General features: G+C 63.1%; 28 protein-coding genes. 7 read left to right on the plus strand and 21 right to left on the minus strand.

The genetic code is table 11. From position 1 onward, the window contains the following. The first annotated feature begins 10 nt into the window (after positions 1-10). Positions 11-1,273: a calcium-binding protein gene (locus tag SM765_RS08525; protein ID WP_274837131.1), complete on the plus strand. Its 1,263-nt coding sequence runs from the start codon at positions 11-13 to the stop codon at positions 1,271-1,273. Positions 1,274-1,377: 104 nt separating this feature from the next. On the opposite strand, the gene SM765_RS08530 is transcribed toward SM765_RS08525, so the two are convergent. After that, positions 1,378-1,926: a peptidylprolyl isomerase gene (locus SM765_RS08530; protein WP_065270392.1), complete on the minus strand. Its 549-nt coding sequence runs from the start codon at positions 1,924-1,926 to the stop codon at positions 1,378-1,380. Further along, on the minus strand, positions 1,919-2,425 hold the full coding sequence (locus SM765_RS08535; protein ID WP_274833735.1) for a peptidylprolyl isomerase: 507 nt from the start codon (positions 2,423-2,425) through the stop codon (positions 1,919-1,921). The genes SM765_RS08530 and SM765_RS08535 overlap by 8 nt, the downstream gene beginning before the upstream one ends. 136 nt (positions 2,426-2,561) lie before the next feature. Between SM765_RS08535 and SM765_RS08540 the strand changes: the two genes are divergently transcribed. The 6 genes from SM765_RS08540 (at position 2,562) to SM765_RS08565 (ending at position 10,470) form a co-directional block, all read left to right on the plus strand. Beyond that, positions 2,562-3,755: a phosphoglycerate kinase gene (locus SM765_RS08540; protein WP_274837132.1), complete on the plus strand. Its 1,194-nt coding sequence runs from the start codon at positions 2,562-2,564 to the stop codon at positions 3,753-3,755. Positions 3,756-3,978: 223 nt separating this feature from the next. After that, complete coding sequence (locus tag SM765_RS08545; RefSeq protein WP_274837133.1) at positions 3,979-5,817, plus strand: methyl-accepting chemotaxis protein; 1,839 nt, start codon at positions 3,979-3,981, stop codon at positions 5,815-5,817. Between the two features lie 367 nt (positions 5,818-6,184). Next, positions 6,185-6,484, plus strand: a complete 300-nt coding sequence (locus SM765_RS08550; protein WP_065273470.1) for an FtsB family cell division protein — start codon at positions 6,185-6,187, stop codon at positions 6,482-6,484. A 232-nt stretch (positions 6,485-6,716) separates the two neighbouring features. Beyond that, the gene (pdhA, locus tag SM765_RS08555) at positions 6,717-7,730 is read left to right on the plus strand and encodes a pyruvate dehydrogenase (acetyl-transferring) E1 component subunit alpha (protein ID WP_065270396.1); all 1,014 of its coding nucleotides are present in this window, start codon (positions 6,717-6,719) and stop codon (positions 7,728-7,730) included. A gap of 16 nt (positions 7,731-7,746) precedes the next feature. Then, positions 7,747-9,126: a pyruvate dehydrogenase complex E1 component subunit beta gene (locus SM765_RS08560; protein ID WP_274837134.1), complete on the plus strand. Its 1,380-nt coding sequence runs from the start codon at positions 7,747-7,749 to the stop codon at positions 9,124-9,126. Positions 9,127-9,138: 12 nt separating this feature from the next. After that, on the plus strand, positions 9,139-10,470 hold the full coding sequence (locus SM765_RS08565; RefSeq protein WP_274837136.1) for a pyruvate dehydrogenase complex dihydrolipoamide acetyltransferase: 1,332 nt from the start codon (positions 9,139-9,141) through the stop codon (positions 10,468-10,470). Between the two features lie 94 nt (positions 10,471-10,564). Here SM765_RS08565 and SM765_RS08570 read toward each other — a convergent pair whose 3' ends face one another. The 19 genes from SM765_RS08570 to SM765_RS08660 all read right to left on the minus strand — a co-directional run bounded on the left by SM765_RS08570 (position 10,565) and on the right by SM765_RS08660 (position 26,164). Continuing rightward, complete coding sequence (locus tag SM765_RS08570; protein ID WP_274837137.1) at positions 10,565-10,858, minus strand: DUF1330 domain-containing protein; 294 nt, start codon at positions 10,856-10,858, stop codon at positions 10,565-10,567. 190 nt (positions 10,859-11,048) lie between these two features. After that, on the minus strand, positions 11,049-11,858 hold the full coding sequence (cysE, locus tag SM765_RS08575) for a serine O-acetyltransferase (RefSeq protein WP_065270400.1): 810 nt from the start codon (positions 11,856-11,858) through the stop codon (positions 11,049-11,051). 129 nt (positions 11,859-11,987) lie between these two features. Then, a complete protein-coding gene (locus SM765_RS08580) occupies positions 11,988-12,272 on the minus strand; it encodes a DUF7742 family protein (RefSeq protein ID WP_274837138.1) in 285 nt (94 codons plus the stop codon). Beyond that, positions 12,269-16,237: a baseplate multidomain protein megatron gene (locus SM765_RS08585; protein ID WP_274837139.1), complete on the minus strand. Its 3,969-nt coding sequence runs from the start codon at positions 16,235-16,237 to the stop codon at positions 12,269-12,271. Before SM765_RS08585 ends, SM765_RS08580 begins: the two co-directional genes overlap by 4 nt. Beyond that, entirely contained in the window at positions 16,237-16,710 is a 474-nt protein-coding gene (locus SM765_RS08590) for an NlpC/P60 family protein (protein ID WP_274834268.1), read from the minus strand. The genes SM765_RS08585 and SM765_RS08590 overlap by 1 nt, the downstream gene beginning before the upstream one ends. Next, positions 16,707-17,594 (minus strand): DUF2163 domain-containing protein, encoded by an 888-nt coding sequence (locus SM765_RS08595; RefSeq protein WP_274837140.1) that lies wholly within the window; start codon positions 17,592-17,594, stop codon positions 16,707-16,709. Before SM765_RS08595 ends, SM765_RS08590 begins: the two co-directional genes overlap by 4 nt. Beyond that, positions 17,594-18,226: a DUF2460 domain-containing protein gene (locus tag SM765_RS08600; protein WP_065270405.1), complete on the minus strand. Its 633-nt coding sequence runs from the start codon at positions 18,224-18,226 to the stop codon at positions 17,594-17,596. Before SM765_RS08600 ends, SM765_RS08595 begins: the two co-directional genes overlap by 1 nt. Before the next feature lie 52 nt (positions 18,227-18,278). Next, entirely contained in the window at positions 18,279-18,935 is a 657-nt protein-coding gene (locus SM765_RS08605; protein WP_274837141.1) for a phage tail tape measure protein, read from the minus strand. Then, positions 18,922-19,137: a rcc01693 family protein gene (locus tag SM765_RS08610; RefSeq protein WP_274837142.1), complete on the minus strand. Its 216-nt coding sequence runs from the start codon at positions 19,135-19,137 to the stop codon at positions 18,922-18,924. Before SM765_RS08610 ends, SM765_RS08605 begins: the two co-directional genes overlap by 14 nt. Further along, a complete protein-coding gene (locus tag SM765_RS08615) occupies positions 19,134-19,457 on the minus strand; it encodes a gene transfer agent family protein (RefSeq protein WP_274837143.1) in 324 nt (107 codons plus the stop codon). Before SM765_RS08615 ends, SM765_RS08610 begins: the two co-directional genes overlap by 4 nt. A gap of 3 nt (positions 19,458-19,460) precedes the next feature. Beyond that, positions 19,461-19,874, minus strand: coding sequence for a phage major tail protein, TP901-1 family (locus SM765_RS08620; protein ID WP_274837144.1), 414 nt, complete (start codon positions 19,872-19,874; stop codon positions 19,461-19,463). A gap of 47 nt (positions 19,875-19,921) precedes the next feature. Beyond that, positions 19,922-20,329, minus strand: coding sequence for a DUF3168 domain-containing protein (locus SM765_RS08625; protein WP_274833764.1), 408 nt, complete (start codon positions 20,327-20,329; stop codon positions 19,922-19,924). Beyond that, positions 20,326-20,676 carry a head-tail adaptor protein gene (locus tag SM765_RS08630; protein ID WP_274837145.1) on the minus strand — a complete coding sequence of 117 codons (351 nt, stop codon included), beginning with the start codon at positions 20,674-20,676 and terminating at the stop codon, positions 20,326-20,328. Before SM765_RS08630 ends, SM765_RS08625 begins: the two co-directional genes overlap by 4 nt. Next, positions 20,673-21,272, minus strand: coding sequence for a head-tail connector protein (locus SM765_RS08635; protein WP_274837146.1), 600 nt, complete (start codon positions 21,270-21,272; stop codon positions 20,673-20,675). Before SM765_RS08635 ends, SM765_RS08630 begins: the two co-directional genes overlap by 4 nt. A 171-nt stretch (positions 21,273-21,443) precedes the next feature. Further along, positions 21,444-22,625: a phage major capsid protein gene (locus SM765_RS08640; protein ID WP_274837147.1), complete on the minus strand. Its 1,182-nt coding sequence runs from the start codon at positions 22,623-22,625 to the stop codon at positions 21,444-21,446. Beyond that, positions 22,600-23,214: an HK97 family phage prohead protease gene (locus tag SM765_RS08645; RefSeq protein ID WP_274837148.1), complete on the minus strand. Its 615-nt coding sequence runs from the start codon at positions 23,212-23,214 to the stop codon at positions 22,600-22,602. Before SM765_RS08645 ends, SM765_RS08640 begins: the two co-directional genes overlap by 26 nt. 32 nt (positions 23,215-23,246) lie before the next feature. Continuing rightward, complete coding sequence (locus tag SM765_RS08650) at positions 23,247-23,465, minus strand: GTA head formation protein, RCAP_rcc01685 family (protein WP_065270415.1); 219 nt, start codon at positions 23,463-23,465, stop codon at positions 23,247-23,249. Beyond that, entirely contained in the window at positions 23,458-24,651 is a 1,194-nt protein-coding gene (locus SM765_RS08655) for a phage portal protein (RefSeq protein ID WP_274837149.1), read from the minus strand. The genes SM765_RS08650 and SM765_RS08655 overlap by 8 nt, the downstream gene beginning before the upstream one ends. A gap of 121 nt (positions 24,652-24,772) precedes the next feature. After that, the gene (locus tag SM765_RS08660; protein ID WP_368981487.1) at positions 24,773-26,164 is read right to left on the minus strand and encodes a DNA-packaging protein; all 1,392 of its coding nucleotides are present in this window, start codon (positions 26,162-26,164) and stop codon (positions 24,773-24,775) included. Positions 26,165-26,411: the final 247 nt, after the last annotated feature.

The following is a 26,411-nucleotide window of genomic DNA, read 5'->3' on the forward strand; positions in this document are numbered from 1 at the left end:
AATTTTGAAATTGGCAAATGTACGCATCCAGGACTCCAACGGCACCTGGTCCATCAATGATTTGAACTCGGCGGATTTTGCGGATCCGGTTATTACCCAGCAATCCGCGACGTCGATCAGTATGAGCGGAACCAACGGGCTGTCGCTCCGGTTTAACGGCGATTTTTCAAACGCCTCCCCCTATGTGTGGGAACTCACAGATCTCTACCTCTACAGCTACGGCAACGAGGTCTTCTCCATGACCGGCTTCAGCGAGAGCTTTTACGATCTGGCTACGATGAGCGGCGCCGCGCTGGAACGCAGTATTCTGGCGGGAACCGATACCATCACCTCCAACAGCGCTGTCGGTAACCTGTGGTACACCTATGGCGGCGATGACACCATTGCACTTGGGAGCGGCGATGACACCATTGACGCCGGAACCGGGACCGACACGCTGGTTCTGAATACGCATTCAAGCCAGGCCACGCTACGGGGGCTGGACGATCTGTTCTCATCCTACTCTTCGGTTCAGGTCAGCAGCGCCATGGGAACCGACCGGATTAGCAATATCGAAATTCTGAAGTTCATAGACCGCAGCGTGGCACTGTCCCTTGGCAACGCTGGCAACGACCGGCTTCGCGGCGACGCACAGTCCGTGACCAATAGTGATGTCATGGCCGGCGGCTTTGGCAATGACACGCTTGATGGCGGCCTGCAGGACGACCTGCTCTACGGCAACGCAAACGATGACCATCTGAGCGGCGGCAGCGGGCGCGACACGCTGTTCGGTGGAACCGGTGATGACCATCTGACTGGGAATACCGGCTCCGACCGGCTGGTGGGCGCCGCAGGCGACGATGTGATCGAGGGCGGCAGCGGCCGGGATCGGGGCCTTGGCGGCGCGGGCGCGGATGAAATCACTGGCGGCAATCACCGCGACATACTGAACGGCGGTGGCGGCAATGACACCCTAACCGGCGGCGCAGGCGGTGATCGCCTGATTGGTGGCAATGGCCGGGACCGGTTGATCGGTCACAAGGGCGACGACAAACTGACTGGCGGTGGCCGGGCCGATATCTTTGTCTTCAAAAAGGGCCACGGCGACGACACCATTTCGGACTTCACTGTCGGTACCGACAGGATCGAAATCGGTCGCGGAGCTTCCCGTTTTGGACAACTGGACATCGAGCAACGGCAAGACGATGTGCTGGTCTCCTTCGCCAATGTCACCATCCTGATCGAGGACGCGGAGGTGCAGGACATCGCACAGGCGGACAATTTCCTGTTCTAAGGCATTTGCAGGCCAACCCGACGCACGAGAACAGCAAAGCCCGCGCGGATTGGCGCGGGCTTTGACGTATTTGAAAGATCGGCAGGGCCGCAGCCCCGGTTGGCTTACTCGGTCACGGTGACCTTGGTCATGACATCGGGCTGGCCCTTGACCGAACCGCTCTGTCCCGAGCCGCGCTTGATCGCGTCGACCACATCCATGCCTTCGGTGACCTTGCCAACGACGGTATACTGGCCGTTGAGGAAATGCCCCGGCGCGAACATGATGAAGAACTGCGAATTGGCGCTGTTCGGGTTCTGCGAACGGGCCATGCCGACGACACCGCGGTCATAGGCAATGTCCGAGAACTCCGCCGGAAGGTCCGGACGTTCGGAGCCGCCCATACCGGCGCGGCGCATGTCCTCGCCAAGCTTGCCGAACTGGACGTCACCGGTTTGCGCCATGAAGCCTTCGATCACGCGGTGAAACACCACGCCATCGTATTTGCCCTCGGCGGCCAGCGCGGTGATCTGCTCCACGTGCTTCGGCGCAACATCCTCGAAGAGGTCGATCTTGACGGTACCGTTGGCGCCCTCGCCTTCGATCTGGATTTCAAGGCCAGAGGCAAAGGCAGAGCCCGCGATCAGGGAAAATGCAGCAGCCAGCTTAAGCATCTGCGGCCACCTTGACGCTGATCATACGGTCAGGGCTCGCAGGCGGCTCACCACGGGTGATCGCATCAACGTGCTCCATGCCTTCGATGACCCGGCCATAAACGGTGTACTGGCCGTTCAGGAAGTGGTTGTCCTTGAAGTTGATGAAAAACTGCGAGTTTGCCGAATCCGGGTTGGCAGAGCGCGCAGCGCCCAGGGTGCCACGGTCATGCGGCAGTTTGGAAAATTCCGCCGGAACGTTCGGCAGATCAGAGCCGCCAGTGCCCGCCATACGCAGGTTGAAACCGTCTTCCATGTCGCCGTGCTGGACGTCGCCGGTCTGCGCCATGAAACCGTCGATGACGCGGTGGAAGGCCACGTTGTCATATTCACCGGCGCGGGCCAGTTCCTTCATCCGTTCGCTGTGTTTGGGCGCCACATCGGGCAGCAGCTCGATCACCACATTGCCGTCTTTCAGCTCGACGATGATGGTGTTTTCCGGGTCCTTGATCTCGGCCATCTGGCTCTCCTGTCGTGTTTGCTTTGCCAGATACCTAAGGGCAGCGGTCGCAATTGCCAAGGGAGCATTGACTGGGCGCACAAAAGCCCCGAAACAGCACCAAACACATTCGCCAATGACCGGAAGGAGCCTGAGGATGGGCTGGAATACCCTTGATGACATGGATCTCAGCGGCAAACGCGTTCTGGTGCGCGTGGATATCAACGTGCCGATCGTGGATGGCGTGGTGACCGACTCCACCCGGATCCGCCGCATCGCCCCCACCGTGCACGATATTCTGGCGGCCGGTGGCAAACCGATCCTGCTGGCGCATTTCGGCCGCCCGGGCGGGGAGCGCCGCGAGAACCTGTCGCTGAACCAGCTGATCCCGACGCTGGAGCGTGCCTTTGAAACCAAGGTGCTGTTTGCCGCCGATTGCGTTGGCCCCGGTGCCGAGGCTGCCGCCGCCGCCCTGCAACCGGGCGAAGTGCTGCTGCTGGAAAACACCCGGTTCCACGCCGAGGAAACCAAGAACGACCCCGATCTGGCCGCAGGCATGGCACGGCTGGGCGATGTCTACTGCAACGACGCCTTCTCCGCCGCACACCGCGCGCACAGCTCGACCGAGGGCATTGCCCGCCTCCTGCCCGCCTGCGCGGGCCGATTGATGCAGGCAGAGCTGTCTGCCCTGGAAAGCGCCCTTGGCGCGCCGAAACGTCCGGTGACCGCCGTTGTCGGCGGCGCCAAGGTATCAACCAAGCTGGAATTGCTCGGCAACCTGATCAAGAAGGTCGATTACCTGATTATCGGCGGCGGCATGGCCAATACATTCCTGGTCGCCAAGGGCATCGATGTCGGCAAATCCCTGGCCGAACGGATCATGAAAGACACCGCAGCCGAAATCCTGGCCGAGGCTGAAAGCGCAGGCTGCAAGATCATCCTGCCGAGCGACGTTGTGGTGGCCGAGGCCTTTGCCTCCCATGCGCCGCATCAAGTGCTGCCCGCCGACCAATGCCCCGCAGAGGGTATGATCCTGGATGCCGGTCCTGACAGCATCGCCACGATCAACGAGATCTTCGAGCAGAGCCAGACCCTGATCTGGAACGGACCGCTGGGCGCCTTTGAACTGGAGCCCTTTGACGCGGCGACCAATGCGGCCGCGCTGAAGGCGGCGGCCCTGACCCGCGCTGGAAAACTGATCTCGGTTGCTGGTGGCGGCGATACCGTTGCGGCACTCAACGCCTCGGGTGCAGCGCGGGATTTCACCTATATCTCCACCGCAGGAGGCGCCTTCCTTGAATGGATGGAAGGCAAGACCCTGCCCGGCGTCGCCGCGCTCGATCAGGAGTGAAATCATACGTCCCGGCAGGGACTTCTGAACACCTGAAAACAACAAGGCCGGGCGCATCATCGCCCGGCCTTTTTCGTGCTCTTCCAATTGATTACTCACATTAATTTGTGTTTTCTTGAGCGCCCTTTCGGACCCCCGTTAAGACTTCATAGACCCCTGCCTTCCTAGGGCTGGCCGCGCGTATTAACGCCACGGAACACACCCTCAGGAGCACCACTCAGCCATGAGCCGTTTTTCACTCCGCAGCCAAGTGCTGCTATTCGCAACCGCCTTTATAGTGATGCTGCTTGCCAGCACCACTGTCGCCTGGCTCACCAGCCTCAAACTCACCGGGGCCATCTCTCAGGCCAGCTACGTCAACGCTCAGGTCAAAAGCCTTGATGACATGAAAGAAGATATCGAGCAGGGGATCGGAGACCTTCTTGCCTATGCTTTGGGTCGCGGCGCCAGTATCGGCGACCTGCGCGGAAATATCGAAGAGGTCGAGACCGAAGTCGCAATGGCGAAGGCCCGGTTTCTCGACATTCCTCTGACCATCGCCCGTCAGCCGGAGGTCTATGAGACCATCATGACGCTGCCCGGCATATTGACCACACTGCACGGCCAGGTACAGCAGCTGGAAGCGGCGAGCCTTGAGATGCGCCAGCGCATGGCCTTTGCTACAGTCCTGCCAACCGTTCAGAAACTCCGCGACACGGTGAACGACATGCAGGACATGCTGAGCGCCACCCACGACGAGGTCAGCACCCGCATCGACGACCTTGCGGCCTTTGCCGAGCTGCCGCAGCTGATCGTCGGCCTGGTGGCCGTTCTGATCTCCACCGGCATCGCCTTTGCCTTTGGCCGCCAGCTCAGCGGGCCAGTTACCGGCGCCGCCCAGGCGGTTCAGCAGATTATGGACAAAGACTATGACCAGGAGATCCAGGGCCTCACCCGAAAGGACGAAGTCGGCAGCATCGCCCGCAACCTGCAAGAGCTGAAGGAAATCCTGCGCACGGCAGAGGAAACCGACGCAAGAAACCGCGCCGAAAACGACCGTCGCGTGGCCTTGTTCCAGACCATGGGCGCTGCCATGAGCGGCCTGACGCGCGGAGATCTGGGACAACAGATTGAGGCCGAAGACTGGGCCGACCTGGGCGACACCTACGTCACCCTATGCGAGGATTTCAACGCGCTCTCAAGCAGCCTGTCCGGACTGGTGGAAGAACTCAAACAAAGCTCCGCCGCAGTCGAGCGCAACGCCCGCGAAATGGAGCAGATGTCAGACCAGATGTCGCAGCGCGCCGAAACCCAGGCCGCGACGCTGGAACAATCCGCTGCGGCGCTGGAAGAAATGTCAGCCAGCGTCCAATCCAGCGCAGCCCAGGCGCAGGATGCCGACCGCGAGGTCAAGGAAGGCCGCCAGCACGCGGAACAGGGTGGCAAGGTCATGGATCGCGCCCGCGAAGCGATGAGCGCCATCGCGCAGTCGTCCGAGCAGATCAGCCAGATCATCACCGCTATCGACGACATCGCGTTCCAGACCAGCCTGCTGGCCCTCAACGCCGGGGTCGAAGCAGCCCGCGCAGGCGAGGCAGGCCGTGGCTTTGCCGTCGTTGCCTCCGAAGTCCGCAGCCTTGCCTTGAAGTCCGCGCAATCGGCGAACGAAATCAAGGAGCTGGTCACGGAAGCCGCGCAACAGGTGAGCGCAGGTGAGCGTCTGGTGCAGGACACTGGCGACACCCTCAGCCTGATTGCCAGCAGCGTTACCCGGGTGTCCGGCATGGTCTCGTCGATCGCCAATTCCTCCAGCGAGCAGGCCCAGGGCATCAAGGAGATCAATTCCGGCGTTGCCCAATTGGACCGGGTCACTCAGGACAATGCGGCGATGGTACAGGAAAGCTATGGCGCCAGCCGCCAGATGCGCGCCGAGGCAAGCCGCCTGAGCGAGCTGCTGCTCAGCTTTACCGGGCAGGCGCAGGAGGGAACAGCCGTGGCTGGTGCGCTTGATGAGGCGGGAGAATTCGCTGAAGCCGCTTGGCTTGATGAGGCCGATGACGACGAGCTGCTTTCCGCCGCCTGAACGCAGAAACACCTGATTGCGGCCGGTCCCGCACCGCGCTGCGTCAGTCAAATCAAAGAGTCGATACAAACCGGCCGGGACAACAGTCCCGGCCGGTTCTTCATTGCGCAGCGCCGCCCGCAGTCTGTCGACGGGTCTCTCACTGGAACACGGCCTGTCCTGCGCTGCGGCCAGAGTCACAGCACTCCCCACAAGCCCTGGCTGCCGTTGCGATCATGACACAGGCGCGGACTGCGAAACAGAAACTGCCCGCGTTAATCATTTTTGGGATTCACAGAGTGATTCGGTTGTGGCATACAGGATGCAGACATCGAAACAATCGGTGCAAAAACAATACTTTGAGCAGTATCATACAGGCAAACTCAACGTGACCCGAAGCAATAAGCCGTCTCTCGGCGCATTCGCCTTCTTCTCCATCGCATTCGCGCTGAGCGCGTATTTTACCTTTGCGGCGGTGCAGGGCGATTTCGGGTTGTTCAGAAGGGTCGAGATCCAGGCAGAAGCCGAAGAGCTTCGTCAGGATCTCGATCTCCTTCAGGCTGACATCGATCGGATGGAAAATCGCACCCGGCGCCTGTCTGATGATTACCTTGATCTGGATCTTCTCGATCAGCAGGCCCGTTCCGTTCTGGGCATGCTGCGCGCCGACGAAATCGTCATTCGCTGATCCAGCACCTGCCTCACAAGGCTTACCCTCCCTTTACCAGTGCATGAAACCGGTTGTTGCTGCAGGCTCTTTGCCGTGCAACCATGGCGTCACGAAGATATGACCGCCCGGAATATGGGATTTTTATGCATTGTTGTGACCCCGCGTCATAAAAGCACTCGCCAGTCACAGCAAAATCGAATATGGATTAGTTTAACACTAAACTATCTGGCTTTGAGGGGAGTCCGCCATCATGGCTGCTAGGAAAAGCACCAAGAAACCAAATGTTTCCGCCGAAGACCTGACCCGCCACTATCGCGAAATGCTTCTGATCCGCCGATTCGAGGAAAAGGCCGGTCAGCTTTATGGCATGGGTCTGATCGGGGGCTTCTGTCACCTCTACATCGGCCAGGAAGCCGTCGTGGTCGGTCTGGAGGCCGCCGCGGAGGAAGGCGACAAGCGCATCACATCCTACCGCGACCACGGCCATATGTTGGCCTGTGGCATGGACCCGGATGGCGTCATGGCCGAGCTGACTGGTCGCGAGGGCGGCTACTCCAAGGGCAAAGGCGGCTCCATGCACATGTTCTCGAAAGAGAAGCATTTCTATGGTGGCCACGGTATCGTCGGCGCGCAGGTACCTCTGGGTGCCGGGCTTGCCTTTGCCGATAAATACAAGGGCAACGGCCGCGTAACCTTTGCCTATTTCGGCGATGGCGCCGCCAACCAGGGCCAGATCTACGAGACCTTCAACATGGCCGCGCTGTGGCAGCTGCCGGTGGTCTTTGTTATCGAGAACAACCAATACGCCATGGGCACCGCCCAGGCCCGGTCGACCTCCACGCCCGAGTTGTTCACCCGCGGCGAGGCCTTTGGCATTCCCGGCGAAGCGGTGGATGGCATGAACGTGCTGACCGTCAAGGACGCAGGCGAACGCGCCGTGGCCCACTGCCGCGCGGGCAAAGGTCCCTATATCCTTGAGGTGAAGACCTATCGTTATCGCGGCCACTCGATGTCGGACCCGGCCAAGTACCGGACCCGCGAAGAAGTCCAAAAGATGCGCAGCGAACGCGACCCGATCGAACAGGTCCGCGAAATGCTGCTGACCGGCAAGCACGCCAGCGAAGACGATCTCAAGGCGATCGACAAAGAGATCAAGGACATCGTCAACAAGTCTGCCGATTTCTCCAAGGAAAGCCCTGAGCCCGCCCTGGATGAGCTGTGGACCGATATCTACGCCGACGAAATTCCGCAGAAGAGCGCCTGAGGGAGAGATCAAGACTATGGCAACTGAAATTCTGATGCCCGCCCTGTCGCCGACCATGGAGGAAGGCACGCTGGCCAAATGGCTGGTCAAGGAAGGCGATACCGTGAATTCCGGCGATATCCTCGCCGAGATTGAAACCGACAAGGCGACGATGGAGTTCGAAGCCGTCGACGAAGGCGTGATCGGCAAGATTCTGATCGCCGAAGGCAGCGAAGGTGTGAAGGTGAATACCGCCATCGCCGTGCTGCTCGCCGAGGGCGAAAGCGCCGATGACATCGCCGACGCGGCGCCTGCCGCCAAGGTAGAAGCGCCGACCGCAGAGGCACCTGCGGCGCCCGCTCCGGCCGCCGCTGCTGCCGCGCCCCAAGAGGCCCCGCAGGTGGACGAAACACCGGATTGGCCCCAGGGCACCGCGCTCAAGCAGCAGACCGTGCGCGAGGCGCTGCGCGATGCCATGGCCGAGGAAATGCGCGGTAGCGAAGACGTCTACCTGATGGGCGAGGAAGTCGCCGAATATCAGGGCGCTTACAAGATCTCGCAGGGCCTTCTGGATGAATTCGGCGCCAAGCGCGTCATCGACACGCCGATCACCGAACACGGCTTTGCCGGGATCGCCGTGGGGTCGGCCTTTGGCGGGCTGAAGCCGATCGTCGAATTCATGACCTTCAACTTTGCCATGCAGGCGATCGACCAGATCATCAACTCGGCCGCCAAGACGCTCTATATGTCCGGCGGACAGATGGGCTGCCCTATCGTGTTCCGCGGCCCCAACGGCGCCGCCGCCCGCGTGGGCGCCCAGCACAGCCAGGACTATGCCGCCTGGTACATGCAGATCCCGGGCCTGAAGGTCGCCATGCCCTATTCCGCCTCTGATGCGAAGGGCCTACTGAAATCCGCGATCCGTGATCCCAACCCGGTGATCTTCCTGGAGAATGAGATCCTCTATGGCCGCTCCTTCGATGTGCCTGACATGGATGACTACACCGTTCCCTTTGGCAAGGCGCGCATCTGGCGGACCGGCGACGATGTCACCATCGTCTCCTTCGGAATCGGCATGCAATACGCGCTCGAAGCGGCGGACAAGCTGGCCGAAGAGGGCATCAATGCCGAGGTGATCGACCTGCGCACCCTGCGTCCGATGGACCTGCCCACGGTGATCAAATCGGTGATGAAGACCAACCGCCTTGTCACCGTCGAAGAAGGCTGGCCGCAGGGTTCCGTCGGCAGCTACATCGCCTCCGAAGTGATGCAGCAGGCGTTTGATTACCTTGATGCGCCCATCGTCACCTGCACCGGCAAGGACGTGCCGATGCCCTATGCCGCAAACCTCGAAAAACACGCGCTGGTTACCACGGATGAGGTAATCGCCGCCGTGAAACAAGTGACCTACCGGTAAGGAGAGACAGCGATGCCCACAGAAATCCTGATGCCCGCCCTCTCTCCCACCATGGAGGAAGGCACGCTGGCGAAATGGCTGGTCAAGGAAGGCGACACCGTCGCCTCTGGCGATCTTCTGGCCGAGATTGAAACCGACAAGGCCACGATGGAATTCGAAGCCGTCGACGAAGGCGTCATCGGCAAAATCCTGGTGCCTGAAGGCAGCGAAGGGGTGAAGGTCAATACCGCCATCGCCGTTCTGCTCGCCGATGGTGAAAGCGCTGATGACGTGGACGCAGCGCCTGCCGCGAAGCCGGAAGTTTCCGCGCCAGAAACCGGCGTTGGAAACGATAATGGCGGCCCCAAGGAAGTCCCGCCCCCCAAGACGGCGCCCTCTTCCCCTGCCCCGGCTGCGCCTGCCGCCGCCGACGGCAGCCGCATCTTTGCTTCGCCTCTGGCGCGGCGCATTGCGGCAGACAAAGGGCTGGATCTGGCTGCGATCAGCGGCTCCGGCCCGCGCGGTCGCATCGTCAAAGCCGACGTCGAAGGCGCTACAGCAGCACCAAAGGCCGAGGCCCAGCCTGCCGCTGCCCCGGCAACCGCCGCTCCGGCTGCTGCTGCCGCGCCTGATGGTCCTTCTGCGGATGGCGTGGCCAAAATGTACGAAGGTCGCGATTACGAAGAGGTCAAGCTCGACGGTATGCGCAAGACCATCGCCGCGCGCCTGAGCGAAGCAAAACAAACCATCCCGCATTTCTACCTGCGCCGGGATATCCAGCTGGATGCGTTGCTGAAATTCCGCGGTGAGCTGAACAAACAGTTGGAAGGACGCGGCGTGAAGCTGTCGGTCAACGACTTCATCATCAAGGCCGTGGCTCTTGCGCTGCAATCTGTGCCCGAAGCGAATGCCGTCTGGGCCGGTGACCGCGTACTGCAGATGAAAGCCTCGGACGTGGCGGTTGCCGTCGCCATCGAAGGCGGTCTGTTCACGCCCGTGCTGCAAGACGCCGACATGAAGTCACTCTCCAGCCTGTCGACCGAGATGAAGGACCTGGCCACCCGCGCCCGCGACCGAAAACTGGCGCCGCATGAATACCAGGGCGGCTCCTTTGCGATCTCCAACCTCGGCATGTTCGGCATCGACAATTTCGACGCCATCGTGAACCCGCCCCATGCAGGCATCCTCGCGGTTGGCTCTGGCGTGAAAAAACCGGTTGTCGGTGCCGATGGCGAGCTGAAGGTCGCCACGGTGATGAGCGTCACCATGTCCGTCGATCACCGCGTTATCGATGGCGCGCTTGGGGCGAACCTCCTGGCCGCCATCGTCGAGAACCTGGAAAACCCGATGGTCATGCTGGCCTGATCCCGGGTGCTATTCCTATCACACCAAACAGGGGCCGGGCTGAAACGTCCGGCCCTTTTGCATCCTGCAGCCCGGTGCTGGCGCCCAAAACAGCCTAGGCGAGCTTGTCGACCAGAATGGCATTCAGCGTTGATCCGGTTCGACGCAGGATCGCAAGCCTTTGAAACTCATCCGAATTCCAGAACCGTTGCGCATGGGCACGGTCGGGAAACTCAAGGATGAAAGCCGCATCGGGCAGCGGGTCGCTGCCTTCCATCATCTCCGGCTCGCCGCCCCGGACCAGAAACTCGCCGCTATGCGCCTCAACCACTTTGGGGATTTTGGCAAAATACTCCTCCATCCAGTCGCGGCTGTGGATTTGCATCTGCCCGATAATAAACGCTGTCATGCTGTAACCTCCCAGACCAGCAACACTGGGCGAAAAGGCTAATGGCAAATCACCTCTGCACCAAACCTTCCCGGCAAGCAGGCGGAGGAAATACCCTGCCGAAACACCGGGCCTTGCAGACCATAAAAACAAAAACGGGGCGGCTTCCATTTGGAAGGCGCCCCGCTCCGTGCCCCTTACGGAGCCTGAATTACTCGCCGCTGGCCAGAACCTGGTTCATGCTGACCGAAGGCTGATCGCAACCAGCCTCACCAACGATCTTGGCCGGGACGCCTGCCACCGTCTTGCACGGGGGGACATCGTTCAGAACGACAGAACCGGCAGCAATGCGGCTGCAGTGGCCGATGCGGATATTGCCGAGCACCTTGGCTCCGGCACCGATCAGCACGCCATCCTCGATCTTGGGGTGACGGTCCTCTTCTTCCTTGCCGGTGCCGCCCAGTGTCACAGAATGCAGCATCGACACGTTGTCGCCAACCACGGCGGTTTCACCGATCACGATGGAGTGGGCGTGGTCGATCATGATGCCCTGGCCGATCTTTGCAGCCGGGTGAATGTCGACGCCGAAGATCTCCGAAATCCGCATCTGGAAGAAATAGGCCAGATCGTAATCGCCCTGTTTCCACAACCAGTGCCCAACCCGATAGGCCTGAACGGCTTGGTAGCCCTTGAAGTACAGGATCGGCTGCAAAAGCCGGTGGCAGGCCGGATCGCGTTCATAGACCGCCATCAGATCGGCCCGCGCCGCTGCAATCAGCGACGGGTCGGAGGCATAGGCTGCATCGACGATCTCGCGCAGAATCACCATCGACATCTCGTTCGAGCACAGCTTGGCCGCCACGCGATAAGACAGCGCCTTTTCGATGGTTGGATGGTGCAGGATGCAGGCGTGAATCAGACCGCCCATCAGGGGCTGTTTATCAACGGCCTCCTGCGCTTCGGTTGCGATGCGGTCCCAGACAGGGTCCAGCGGAGTAACGGCTTTGCGTGTCTTGATCATGGTGAGGCATCCTTTTCTCACATCAGACTACGTATCTAACGCAAGTTTGGCCAAACGCAAATTTGTGAAGAGAAGTATTTTCATCATGAATGGATCGCGGGGCAGACGTCCCATGCGTGGCGCACAGGCTTACCCTATTCGCCCATGCACGGCGCGCAGGACCCGGATCGTGCAAGCAAGGTATTCGGCATCATCGAGCGGTGGCTCATCCGCCAGCGGAAACAGCCGTGCTGCCGCGCTGAGCGTGCCATCGCCCCACCTGGGGTGCAGCCCCATGCCCTGCTCCATATGGGCACAGGCCCGCGCGGCCCCCGCAAACAGGCAGGCACAAAGGCGGGTGCGCTTTGCCTCGGGGACATGCAACAGCGCGCGGGCGGCGGAGGAGATATCACCCGGCAAGACGGGCCGCCTCATATCAGCGCCGCCCCGGCCGCAAGCCCGGCGCCGAACCGGTCAGAAACCTGCGCCACCTCAATCCGGTCCCCGGGCAATGCCCCATCCGCCACCTGCATCACCGCCGAGTAACTCCAGCCCGGCGCAGATAGGGTCTCTTCCCGCAGAACCACGGGTCCGCGCAGGACGCGCAGCAGATATTCCTCACGCGCCTCTCCCAGCGGTACCTCCTGCAGATCCCAGCTGTCACCCTCGATCCGAGTGCGGCGGATCCAGCTGACCTGTATCGCCCCGCCCAGCGCGCCCTCTAGGCGCAGATGCACTGGCGCATAGGGGCGCAGGCCGTTGCCGTCAATGGCCTCGATCCGGTGCACATAGCTTGGGTCGTCATAGCCTCGGCGCGCGGGTCCGATCCGGTAGTGACGCGCCCTTCGCCGCTGCGCCAGCGGCAGGTCGAGCTGGCGCAGGGTATCATCCAGCAGCACCACGAATGAACCTTCAGGCCAGATATCAGGCATCAGCCCATCGCTGCCCAGCTGGCCGCGCAAACGCCCGCGCAGTAGATAGGTCTCGGGGGCCACCAGTTCGGCACTGCGGAACTGGAAAATCTCCCAATTGCCATTGCTGCCATCGCCGATTGCAGCCGCATTGGCCCCGTTCAGCACCGCCAGCATATCGCGGCTTTGCAACTGCCCGAAGATCAGCTTGACCTGCAGGTCGGCGCCCAGGTCCCAGCGCCCGACCGGCCCGCGCAGCAAGGGCGTCTGGGTGATCCCGACGACCGACCGGGCTGCGATCACCTCTTCCAGTGTGTAGCCCTCGTCGGCCTGGGCGCCATAGACCGCGACACTGCCTGGCCAGGGCTGGGCGGTAATGGCCAGATGCGGCGCATGCGGGGTTTCCTCGCCCGTCAGCAAGGGCAGGTCCATGAACAGCGGCAGCACCGGCACGGGCGCTGCGAATTCATTGATGCCGGGCAGCTCCTCGGTGCTGGGGGATGGGATATAGACACCGGGATCGATCCGCACCGCCTCTACCAGCTGCGCTTCGGCCATGTCGATACGATCCACCCGGTAAAGGGCGGGCGCGGCCTCGGCGCTCTCACTGCCCTGCCCCGAGGTCTCCCCCTCAGTGCCGGAGTCAGCAAACGGCAGGGCAACCACATCCCCCACCGCAATATCCAGCCGCGATGGAGGTAGCACAAAGCGCGCGCTGTCGCGGGCGATGCGGGCCTCGATCAACCAGCGCTCGGCGATCTGGCGCGCTTCGGCGCGGGTGAGCACCATCGGCAGGTCGTGCTGGCCTACCGCATGGGTCACCTGATCGGGCAGAACCGCCTCTTGTGCGGCGAGATCGTAATTGGCGCCCCATTCGGCATAGCGCAACCGTACCCTGCCCGTCAGCTCGGCCTCGGCGGCGCGCTGATGGGCGATGTCTCCTTCCACCTCGGAGCTGTCGACCAAATGCTGCGGCTCCAGCAGACACGCATCGGTGCCCGTGCGTGGCAGGAAGCGCAGGAGCCCATCCTGTTCGATCACATCAAAGCCATGGCGCAGCATCAGTGGTTGCAGCGCGGCGCGGGCAGTCTCTGTTCCCTCAAGGCTATAGCCATGCACGATCCCGTAAAGCGAGCTGACATCAGTCTCGCTCACTCCGGAGCGGTCGCAGATCTCACTCACCACCGACGACAGCGTGCGCTGGCCGACACGCCCGTTCAACCAGTGCCCCCTTAGGTAATTCTCCCCATCACTCCAGACGTCGCTCGCGGCGGGAAAGGCCGGAAAGGGCCGCGCGTCCCAGGCCCAGACATAGGCGTTATCCATATCCAGCATCGGCGCGTCATATTCTGCCGAGATGGGGTTGTTGGCCGGATCACTCCAATACCCCAGCAATGCGCGCAGGTATTGCAGCTGCATCAGGTCGTCCCGTTGGCCATTGGAATACTTCGGCAGTCTCGATTCCGAGCTTTTGGGATCAAGGAACTTGTTCGGCTGATTGGTGCCCCTATCAATGGCGGCGCAGCCAAGTTCCGTGAACCAGATCGGTTTGCTTTGCGGCTCCCACGCCGTGGGCAGCGGCTGACGCACGCCGCCGATCCGTTCGTGATGGGGATGGCCCCACCAGTTGCGCAGATCCTTGTAGCGCCAGATCCAGGGTTCCTGATGGGCGCCATCGGTGATTGGGGTGCGGATCTGGGCGCCTTCGGCCTCGGGCGAGTGGTAATACCAATCGTAGCCTTCGCCCCCCTCGATATTGCCACGTAGGTAATCCAGATCATAGATCGCAGGCACTCCGGCTTGGGCGTCCAGATGGTCCGTTCCCTGTCGCCAATCGGACAGCGGCATGTAATTGTCGATCCCGATGAAATCCACCTCCGCATCGGCCCAAAGGGGATCCAGGTGGAAATAGCGGTCACCTTCCGGGCTTTGGTAGCCCCAGTATTCCGACCAATCGGCCGCATAGCCGATCTTGACCTCCGCCCCCAGGATCTGGCGTACCTCGGCGGCCAGCGCCCGCAGGGCCGCCACAGCTGGGAAACCGCTGGCGCCCCGGATCTGGGTCAGCCCCCGCATTTCCGAACTGATGCAAAAGGCCGCCACCCCGCCCGCCGCGGCGCAAAGCGCGGCATTGTGCAGAATGAAGCGTCTCAGCCCCCAGTCTTCGGGTCCACTATAGGTGACCGTGCCATCGCCGATGGTGAAATCACTGGCCGAGGCCTGCCCCATGAAGGCGGCGACTTCGGCAGCGGCAGCGGCGCTTTGATCCGGGCTACCTGCGCGCCCCGGCGCCACCGACAGTGTGATGCGGCCCCGCCAGGGCAGATGCGGCTGGTCCGGATTATCGCTCCATGGATCCGGCAGACCGTTGCCTTCGGCCTGATCCATCAGGATGAAGGGATAGAACATCACCCGCTGCCCGGCGGCATTCAGCGCCTTGATTGCCTCCACCACCGCCGCATCGGCCGGGGTGCCGCCATAAAGGGGGTTACGCTCTTCGTCCTTCAGCACCTCCGCGGCGCTGCTGCGATCCGCTCCTGAGACCTGCCAGGGCATTCCGACGCCCTCGGCCAATTTCTGCTCCACCTTGGGTTTGATCTGGCACTCCCCGCAGCGCAGGTCATCACCAAACCAGGACACGATCAGCGAGGTCGCCTTGCAGGTTGGCAACTCCTCCTCCAGCGCTGCAAGCGAGGTCAGAAGGTCTGTTTGCCCCGAGGGCGAGTGGATATTGGCGGCGCGCATATCACCGGGCCCACCGGAGTAGTTCACCGCGCTGCTGGCCAGCGCATATTCGCCTGTCCCCGGCATCAGCGCCACGCCCCGCACCAACTGCGCCGGATCAAGGTCGAACTCGGCACCGCCAGGCTGCGCGCCACGTATCACCTCAAACGAGAACTGCGGCACCCGGTTGCCAAAGCCATCCAGCGCGATGTTCTCCATCACCACATAGGCGGTACCGCGATAGGCAGGCACCCTGCCTGCGCCCTCGATGGCCTCCATCACCGGATCGGGCGCTTGATCCGGGGTGCCGCGATAGACCGTCATGTTGAGATCCAGCGGCGAGACTTCCTCCCCATCGGCCCAGACCCGCGGCACCGAGGCGATCTCCCCTTCGCAAAGGGCAATCGCCAGCGAGACCGAATAGCTGTAGCGCGTGACGCTGGGCTGCCTTGGCCCGCCCTTGCCGCCACCCGTGGTGGTGGTACTTTCCTGAAAGTCAGAAGCCCAGATCACCTGCCCGCCAATACGGGTGCGGCCCAGAACCTGCGCGATGGGTTGGCCTTCGCTGGCCTGGGTCAGGCGGAACTGGCTGACCTTGCCGGTTTCCACCGGGTCCGACCCGGCGCCAAGCAACCGTTCGTCAATGGCCCGCCCCAGCGTTGCGCCCACCGCCCGGCCAATCGCCACCGAGGACAGCCCCGCGACCGTGCCACCCACGGCCCCGCCGATTGCGGCGCCCGCCGCAGAAAGAAGAATGGTCGCCATCAACTCACCTCATCGGGAAATGCAAAACGCGCCACGATGCGGCGCTGCCAGGGGCCGGTCAGCGCGCTCTCAACGACGCCGCGCGCGCTATAGGCATGAATGAAACGGGGCTGCCCCTGTGGCACCTCTGGCGCGCCCGTTGCGGATTGAATGCCAAGGTGTTTGGCCACGGCCCCGGCGCGCATGCGAAACAACAAGACATCGCCGACCTCGCAGGCGGAGAGCGGTTTTGCCCGCAGATAACGCAGGGCCGCCTGCCAGAGGCGTTCCTCGGCCTGCGGTTCGGACCAGTCCATCGTATAAGGCGGCAGCGGCGCCGGTTCCTGCCCGCAGCGTGCCCGCCAGATCCCCCGGATCAACCCCAGGCAATCGCAGCCCGCACCCCGGCAACTGGCCTGATGCACATAGGGCGTGCCAATCCAGTCCCGAGCAGCCTTGGCAATATCCGCGCCTGTCACCCTTCCGCCCGTCATCGGCGGCTGCCGCCGGTATTGGCGCCGGTGGAGCGCGGCACCGACATCACCCAGTCCTCTCCGGGGATATCTGGAAAGCCCTGAAAGTTGATGAGGTTGTTGAATTTGAAGCGGCAGGTCTCCATCCGCTTGTCACAGCCCGCATCAAGCCGCAGTAGATCACCAGGCGCCACCGGCGCGCGCAGCGGCTCCCACAGTTCGATCAGGCGGCCCGTGGCATCGCTGCGGTCCTGTTTGATCGCACTCCAAAGCCCCTCAGCCGTGCCCGTCAGCACCGTCAGGCGCCCACGGGTAAACCAATCGGGTTCAAAGCCTGCCAGATCCTTCCAATAGAACAGGCGGCCTTCCTCGTTGCACTCGACCAAGCGGGTCTCGCTATAGCCGGGCAAGTCCAGATCGAAGCGGCAGGTGTCATCGCCCAGAACCGCGCTGCAAGGTTTCTGATAGACCCGGCCCAGCGGGCGGTTCAGTGCCTCGCTCAGCCCGCGTAGCTCGGCCTCAAAGGCACTGCCCGCGCGGCGCAGCTCTCCGATCGATCCGCGAAACTGCAGCCAGCGCAGCGACAGGTCCTGCCAGTTCACCAGCCAGCAGCGCATATCCGCCGCATCAAACCGTCCCGCCTCGATATCCTCGGCCCGCAGCGTGGTATCGGACAGCGCCCCCAGCGCCTCGGTATTGTCCACCGACAGGCCCGTCGCCTGTTGCAACGCTCGTGCGGTCAGCCCGCTGCCCGCCTTGAACGTCATCCCATCAAATGCCAGATCACAGTCGTGGTCGGTAAAGCCAAAGAATTCGCCATCCCGGCAGGTCAGTCCCCAGGCCCGGCACAGTGTTGTCACCCCAGTGGCGAGGTGCTCCAGAAAAGGTTGCGACGGCCCGGCCATCAGATCCGCACCTCCACAATCGGCACATCCGGCACATCGCCCGCCTGAAAGGAGGCGACGCTGGTCAGGATCTGATCGGTGTCAAACCGCACCGGCACATCGAATTCAAAGCCCGCGACGACCTCCAGCCCGGCCTCGGGCGGATAGGCCAGCGTGATTTCACCCGTCGCGGTGTCGAGTTCGTAATCGACGCTCTCGCGCAATTCCTCCTGCTTCAGGCCCACGCGCACCGTTCCCGCCACCGGTTTGGCAATCGGGCGATGGTAGAGCGAGGTGCCGGAGCGATAGGACTTCACCAGTTGGAAGCGCGTAGTCTGCCCATCGCCGGTGCCGATCACCTCGTCCCGGAAATCGACCTCTGCGCTGGCGCGGGCCGATTTGTAATCCGACCAGTCCTTCCAGCGAAAGCCGTACATCTGCCCCTGACGGGCCTCGAAAAAGGCAATCAGAACCTCGATGTCCTCAAGCGAGCGCAGACCAAGCCCGGCATCATAGCGGCGCCGCGAATGCGCCCAGGGGGTGTTGCGCTCCTCATGGCCATTGGCGAGCGAGACGATATCAGTGCGCCGCTGCGGACCGCCGACCGAGCCGAAGCTGAGCGAGGCGGGAAATCGGACATCGTGGAAATTCATCGGAATACCCCCTTTTGGGATCTGTCGTTGGGTAGATCAGGCGGCGCGCAGATCAGCGATTGCGGTTGCCACGCGACAGGGCGCGGGACAGGCGCGCGGCGATCTGCCCTTCGCTGCGGCGGAACCCGGCCACATCCGGAGTGGTAATGTTCATCACCACCTGCGTTCCGCCGCTGCCGGAACTGGTGACGCCAAGCGATCCGTCGGCGGTGCGGCGCAGTGGCAAGATCGCCTCTGGCCCCGCTTCGCCCATCAATCCGGTGCCGCCGCGCATGGGAAACATCGTGGCGCCGCTAACCACGCCGCCCCGGGCAAAGGGCATCACCCGCCCCTGCGAAAAGGCAGCGCCATCGGCAAAGGGCAGTATGTCACTGACCAGATTGCCAACACCGCTGGCCAGCAGCCCGCCCACATGATCGGTGACCGGGCGAATAGCGGCGTTATAGCTGGTTCGGATCATCGAACGCGCAACGGTATCCAGCGCGTCCGACAGGCTCTTGCCATCAAACACCACGCCTTCAAAGGCGCGGCGCAGCCCGCGCGACATGCCGCGTTCAAGGCTTTGCACATCCTTGCCCGTCGCGGCAAAGGCCTGGCGCACCCGGCGCAATTCCGTGTCGAAACTGGCCGCCATGCCGGCGGCATCCCCCAGCGCGTCGCCCAATGCCTCGCTGCGCAGTTCCAGTTCGGCGATTTCACTCTCCGCCATGGTCAGGGTCCTTTGCTTTCGGAGTATCGGGAAAGGCTGCGATCAGATCCTCAAGCCCTGCACGGTCCAGCGCCCCGCCAGCGCCCGCAGGAGTCAGCATCAACCGCAACTCGGCCGGGGTCAGGCGCCAGAAGGTATCGGGGCTAAGGCGCAGACCAACCAGGCCGACACGCATCAACGCGGGCCAGTCAAAGCCGCTCATGCCTCTGTTCCGGGAAGCGAGAAACTGCCCACCAGCAGCTGCGCCGCCACCCGCGCTGCACCCATCGGTCCCGCCGCGATATCGGCCTGGGCCAGTTCCTCGGTGCTTAAGGAATTGCCGCCGCCCTCAAGACCCGCCACCAGCAGGGCAAGGATATCGCGGGCGGAAAACCGCCCCGCTTCGAACCGTTGCACCAGATCGACGAGGCTTCCCTCTGCAAGGCTTTGCTCCAGCCCGGCCAGGGCGCCAAGGGTCAGCTTCAGCACGTAAGGCGCGCCGTTGATGGTGATTTCCACCTCGCCTCTGTAGGGGTTCGCCATGGGTCACACCGCGGTAAAGCTGAGCATCCCGGCGCTGGCCAGCGCCAGCTCGTAGGTTGCCTCGCCATTGTGGGTGCCCGCATAATCCAGCGAGGTCACCTGAAACGGGCCTTCGATGATGCCGAAATCGGGGATCACCACCTGAAAATCCGGGGTGATACCGTCAAAGAACAGCTGCCGCGCCCGCTCATCCGTGCCCGCATCGCGAAACACCCCAGAGCCCGAGATATTGGCCGAGCGCACCCCGGCGCCAGAAAGGCGCTCGCGCCAGCCGCCCTGGCTTTCAAGGCTGGTCACATCGACGCTTTCGGCGTTGAAACTGATGCGGGTGGCGCGCAGCCCCGCGATGGAATCGAATTGCCCATCGCCGGTCATATCCACCTTGATCAATAGATCCTTGCCATTCTGTGCACCCATGAGGTCACTCCACTGTTGTCTGAATTAAAGAACCGGCAGAGCAGCATTCAGCTGTCTTCGACCCGGGCGGAAAACCGCAATACGATGCTACGCCCGCCGCCACTGAGCCGCTGTGCCGCGGCACGGTCGAACCAGAGGCCCACCAGCCGCCCCCGGCTGAGCAGCAGCGGCGCATCGCTCAATGCATCACAAACCGCCGCCGCCACGGATTTTGCATGGGCAAATCCGGCGGTGTCAGAAAACACACTGACCGTGAACCGGTGCCGCGCCCCGGCCCCTGTGGCATCCGAACGGTCCTCGACCTCCTCTGGCCCCAGAGCCACGTAGGTCTGTGGCAGGGTACCCGATGGCAGCGCATCATAAAGATCGCTGCCGATGAGAGCGCTTAGCGCCGGGTCCGCCAGCAGATGCTGATAGACCGCGGCCTGCAGCGCGGCGGAAATAGCATAGCTCATGCGCCCAGCTCCTCTACCGCGAAACAGGTCAGATAGCGCGCGCCGGGGTCCGCTTCGCTCACCGCGTCTATGCGAAACCGGCGGGTACCTTCGCGAAGCCGCTGATCAGGACGCGGCCGCGCCGTCGCCCCCACGGGGGCGGCCCGCACAGTGATGCGATAGCGTTGCAGCGACAGGCTGCCGCCCTGCTGGTCTGCGTTACGCCCGCTGAGCGCCGTGACCTCGGCCCAGAGGGTGCCAAGCGCGCTCCAGCTTTCGACATATCCGCCCGCGCCATCGGGCAGACGCCGCGGGTCCTCCAGCACCAACTGCCGGGACAGATGCGGACGGCGCGACGCCGCAGTCATTGCACCGCCCCCAGGGACAGGCGTATGGCGCGATAGCGTTCGATAAGGCTGGTGACACCAAATGGCATGCAACCGCCGTGCAGGCCGGTATCCCCGCGGTATTCGTAGTAATGCGCCGCCAGCATCAGAACCGCCTGCGCCAGATCGGCAGGCAAGCCGCCCCAATCCGGCGCCAACCCGGCCTCGAAACTGACCCGCACCGAACCGCCCTTGGCCACGATGGGCAGGAACCCGCGCTGCGGACAGAGTCTGGGATGGTGGGTGTCGCGCTCCAGCCGGTAGAGTGCAGGGTCCACGATCATTTCGCCGCCCTCAGCATCCCGCATCACGATCTCGGTCACCGAGGTCACCGGCGCGACCGGCAGAACCTCTGCCTCTGCGTTGCGCCAGCGCGTCTGCTCCCAGGTGAAACTGCGTGTTATCAGTATCTTTCCAGTCCGCGCCTCGATGGCAGAGAGAGCCGCACGCAAGAACCCGTTCAGAACACCATCCTGAAGGCTGTCTTCGGGAAACCCGGTGCCCAGTCGCAGGTGCGCCTTGAAGGCCTCCAGCGGCAAGGCGCTGTCCGGCAGCGGCGCCACATCGGTCAATATCATCACATTTCTCCGCACTTCCCGGCGTCCTCATGGCTTTGTCTCATCGGCTGCAGCGGGCGCACATCCTCCCTGCCGCTCGGACGGAGGGGGGGGCAGCTGGACGACAGGGAGTATCTGACATGCGCCCGCCGACGGGTCCGGGCTGCCGGTCCCGTCATCGGTCCCGGGCGGTTAGCTCAGGCCGAATTTCATCAGTTTGATGGCCGCAAAATCGCTGACATCACCGCCGATGCGTTTGGTTGCGTAAAACAGCACATGCGGTTTGGCGCTGAAGGGATCGCGCAGCACCCTGAGGTCGGGCCGTTCGGCAATTGTGTAGCCGGCCGCAAAATCGCCAAAGGCCACCGCGTAGCTGTCCGATGCCACATCGGGCATGTCCTCGGCCACCAACACCGGATAACCCATCAGCCGCGCCGGTTCGCCCGCAGCCAGACCGTCGGTCCACAGGAAGCGGCCGTCAGCGTCCTTCAGCTTGCGGATTACCCCGGCGGTCTTGGAATTCATCACAAAACTCGCGTTGGCCCGGTAGCGCGCCCCAAGGGCATAGACCAGATCGACAATCGCATCGCCCGAACCGATGCCGCCGTCGGTACCCGTTGCCACATAACCGAGGCTGCCCCAGCTCCAGCTGCTATTGTCGACCGCCGGGTGAGTCAGAATCCCGGTGGGTTTGTCGATCCCGTCACCGCTCAGAAAGGCCGCCGCCTCGGAGCGGGCAAATTTGTCGGCGATACGTCCGGCCAGCCAGCCTTCGATGTCAAAGGCGCTGTCGTCCAGCAGCCGTTGCGAGGCCTTGGGCAAGGCGCTGAGTTCATGCAGCGGGATGGTGATCCGGTCAATGGAGGGCGTGCCGGTTTCGACCGTGGGATCAGTTTCCCTGGCCCAGCCTGCCTCCACATCCGTATGATCGATCAGCACATCGAACGAGGTCGCCTCGACATTCACGACCGAGGCCACGGCCCGGATCGATGCTGTCGATTGCAGCACCGATTTCACCGTGTCCGCCGTTTGCGGATCCGCCAGGTAGCCGCCATCGCTGTTGACCACGGTGGACAGGGATTTACCGTCAAGATCCAGCCCGCGCAACGCGCTCTCATCCCCCGAGCGCAGATAGCTGCCAAAGGCCTTATTATGCGGGGCACCAATGTCTTCGCTTGCCGCCAGTTGCGGTCGATTCACCACCAGAGATTTTCGATCCAGCATTGTCATTCGCGCGTCCACCTGTTTCAGTTTTTCCTGCACTTCACCCCGGAACCCCCTGAAGTCTTTGACAAAGCCGGAAACCGCCTGCCGGACTTCCTGCGCCAGAGGCGCCGTATCTCCGGTGTCAGCCGGACTGTTGTGATTGCTCATCTGCCTGTCCTGTGTTGTGAAGGTTATGCGCGCCCGGGATCCCCTCGGCATCCGCGCAGGCATCGCGCAGCTCAGCCGCGAGGGTCCGCAGAGCCTCATCTGCGCCACGCCGCGATTTTGCCGACACCCGGGCCGTCGCCAGCATCGGGAAGGTCACCAGCGAAACCTCCCAGAGATCCAGCTCGGCCAGTTGCCGTCCGCCCACGGCCCGCCGGGTCGCCTTGACCGTGCGATAGCCAATCGACAGCCCGTCAATGGCCCCGGCCGTGATCAGGGAGACCGCCTCGGCGCCGCGGCGAGTATCGGTCAGGACCCGGCCGCTGACCCAAAGACCACGCGCATCTTCGCGTACCTCGTCCCAGACCCCAATGGGCTGCGCAGGATCGTGCTGCCACAGCATCTTGACCTTGCAGTCCCGCGAAGCCAGTGCCTGTAACGAGGCACCATAGGCCCCGGGCATCACCACATCGCCGCCCTGATCGACCTCGCCAAACAGGCTGGCGTAGCCCCGGATGACATTGTCCGCCGCAAGGGCAATCCCGCCGCCGCCTTTGGCAAACTTATGTTCCAATTCCATTTCAGGTGGCATGCAATACTCCCGATAACACTCTGAATTTGTGATCAAAGACCAACCAGAAAGGATTGAAACGCCTGCGCCAGGATCACCGCGGCGACGCCATAAACAGTCAGCCACAGGCGTTTTTCCAGCCGTTCCATCATCTGCTCCATCCGCTCCAGCCTGCGGTTCATCGCTTGGTTCTGGATCTCGGTGACGCGTTCATGCGCCGACAGCCGCAATCCCGGAGAACAATCAAACGGGGGCAAGGGTATCTCAGACATCCGTCTCTCCCTCTGCCAGCGGCGGCAGGCCCAGCAGGCGGCGTTTTTCATCCCGGCTCAGGAAATCGGCGCGGGAGATCCGGCGCCACTGCGCCTCGCGCTCGGCCGCAAGGGCCGTCACCTGATCAAGGTCTGGTTTCAACTCCAGCGCCTCACCCGTAAATCCCGACAGCCAATCCGAAAGCGCCGTTGCCACACGGCCCGCCAGCGGCAGCACGGTCAGCCGGTAAAACGCGCGGTTTGCCTCTTGATAATTGGCGTAGGCAGCATCGCCGGGCAGGCCCAGCAGCATCGGCGGCACCCCGAATGCCAGGGCGATTTCCCGCGCGGCGGCCTCCTTGGTTTTTTGGAATTCCATGTCCGAGGGCGAAAACCCCATCGGTTTCCAGTCAAGGCCGCCTTCCAAAACCATCGGGCGGCCAGCATTGCGTGCACCCTGGAAATTCGTTTCAATTTCATCACTTAACCGTCGAAACTGATCCTCGGGCATCATGCCCTGCCCATCGCTGCCGGACCAGACCAGCGCCCCAGATGGACGCGCAGCGTTATCCAGCAGCGCCTTGGACCAGCGCGAGGCGGCGTTGTGAACGTCCACAGCCGTCGCGGCGGCCTGCAAGGGTGCAAGCCCGTAGTGGTCGTCCTGCGGGTGGAAACTGCGGATGTGGCAGATCGGGCTGCGGGTGACAGTGGCGGCAAACCGGTGCTTGCGCCCGCCCACCGCATAGTCATAGGCCACCGGCCAGCCATCGCCCCCGGGAACGACGCTGATCCGGTCTGGGCGCAGCACGTGCAGCTCCGCCGGTAGTCCCTCCTCCCCGGCTACCGCCTCAACGTAGGCATTGCCAGACAGCAGGATATACCCAATCAGCGCCTCGATCAGGTCCGAGCGGGATTGCGCCGGGTTTGGCCCTGCGAGCAGGGTCAGCAGCGGATGGTGATCATAGCGTTGCGTCGCGTCCTGCAAGACCAGCGGCAAAGACGCGGCTGCCTCGGCGATCAGTTTGACGGCGCGAAAGCCAACGGGATTGCCTGCAAATCCGCTGCGGGTCAGCGAGACGGCGTCGCGCGGACTCCAGCCGACACCGCCCAGCCCGTGCCAGTTCACCACGCGGGCCGCCGCGCTTGCTTTCTGCTGCACCGGTGGTTCGGCTGCCCGTGTCTTGCGCCGCAGGAGGTCAAAGACCATGCTGCACTCCTCATGCTTGATCGGGCCAATCCGCCCTTTGCTGAGAAACAGTTGTGCCTGAGGGGAATGAAGATCCACGAAGTGCCGCGCCCGCCGGGGGCGCAACACCCCGGCCCCCGGATCAGAGCAGACGCGCCCGTGGCAGGCGCAGAGAGGCGGCAGGACGGATCATCAAATCGTGCAGGGCCCAGACCAGCGCATCCAGCCGGTCAGGCGATCCCTGGCCCAGATATCCCCGCGCCGTCATCTGGCACATCTGATCTTCCAGCGCAGCGAGCCCCTGCAGATGCGCCACCCGTCCCTGTTCATAAAGCGCCGCCACCGGTTCCGCCCGCGCCGCCTTGCCGCGCGCGGCGTGCAGGGCGCGAAAGGGCACCATTGGATCCACTTGCCGCAATACGCTTTCGACCAGTGCGCCGCCCTGATTAACCTCGGCCACCAGCCGGTCGGCGTCGAATTCCTCGCGCGCACGGATCGCCGCCTGGGCCCAGGCCAGCGGCTGCGCGCCCTCCTGGGTGCGGTCGGCCAGCACGAAGGCGCGCCAATCCTGCGGCGGCCCGTCGGTGATGGCACCGGCCACCACGATCCCACAGGCGTCCGAGGATTTCCCAGCGCTGACAGCAGGGTCCACCGCCACCACCACCCGGCTCAGCCGCGGCGCAGTCTCGACCCGGCCCCGCTCCAACTGTTCCGCCGACCAAAGCGCCCCCTCCACATCCGAGAGCAGCACCCCGTCCAGTTCCTGCCGCCCCAGCCGCGATCCGGTATAGCGCGCCCGTACCTCCGTCAGGAATGAGGGCGCCAGATTGGCCCGGTTTGCCTCGGTCGCGGCGTGGCTTTGTACTGTGCTGTCCCGCGCCAGCAAGTCTCGCAGCAGCCGGGTGTTGCGGGGCGTTGTGGTAACGCAGACCTGCGGGTGCGTGCCAAGCCGCAAGGCGAATTGCAGCATATCCCAGCAATCCCGGCCCTTTTTCCACTTGGCCAGCTCGTCCGCCCAGGCCGCATCAAACTGCGGGCCGCGCAGCGCCTCGGGATCATGGGCGGAAAAGGCCTGCGCCATCGCACCATTGGCCCAGATCAACTTGCGCTCGCTCGGCTTCCACATCGGACGGCGATCCGAGGGAGAGCAAGCCAGCAGCCCGCTGTCGCCATGGATCATCACATCACGCACCTGATCGTATGTCTCCGCAACCAGCGCGACCCGCCGGGCCTTTCCTGCGGCCAGGGGCGTCGCCCCCTCGACCTGCGCCCGCAGCCATTCTGCACCGGCCCGCGTCTTGCCCGCCCCGCGCCCCCCAAGGATCACCCAGCAGCGCCAATTGCCCTCTGGCGGCAGCTGATGGGGATGGGCCCAGACCTCAAACAGATAGGGCAGCGCCCGCGTGGCCTTGTCACTCAGCTCCTCCAGCAGGCGGTTCTGCAACTGCAGCGGCCCGGAGGCAATCCAGGCGGCGGCTGATTTCAGCCCGGGCCTCTTCAAGGTCGAGTTCAGAATCGCCTGCGGCAGTGTCATGGGTTCGCTCTGCAATCAACTTCTCCACTTTCTGGCTGTCCCGGATTAGGCTTTCGAGCTTCGCCACCTGCTGCCGCTCTCCCTGTGTCAGCGCCTCTGCACCGTTTTGCATCAGAGAGTCGTGCAAGCCCTCCGCCTCGTTGCGCAGTCGCAGCAGCGAGGCCTGCAAAGACCGCAAAAGATCGCGGACAGGCCGATGGTCATCGGCGAGGTCTGGTGTTGTCATGGGAATAATCGGGCCTCATAC

This window comes from Pseudophaeobacter sp. 1A09344, from assembly GCF_041008745.1.
GTDB classification, from domain to species: domain Bacteria; phylum Pseudomonadota; class Alphaproteobacteria; order Rhodobacterales; family Rhodobacteraceae; genus Phycobacter; species Phycobacter gallaeciensis_A.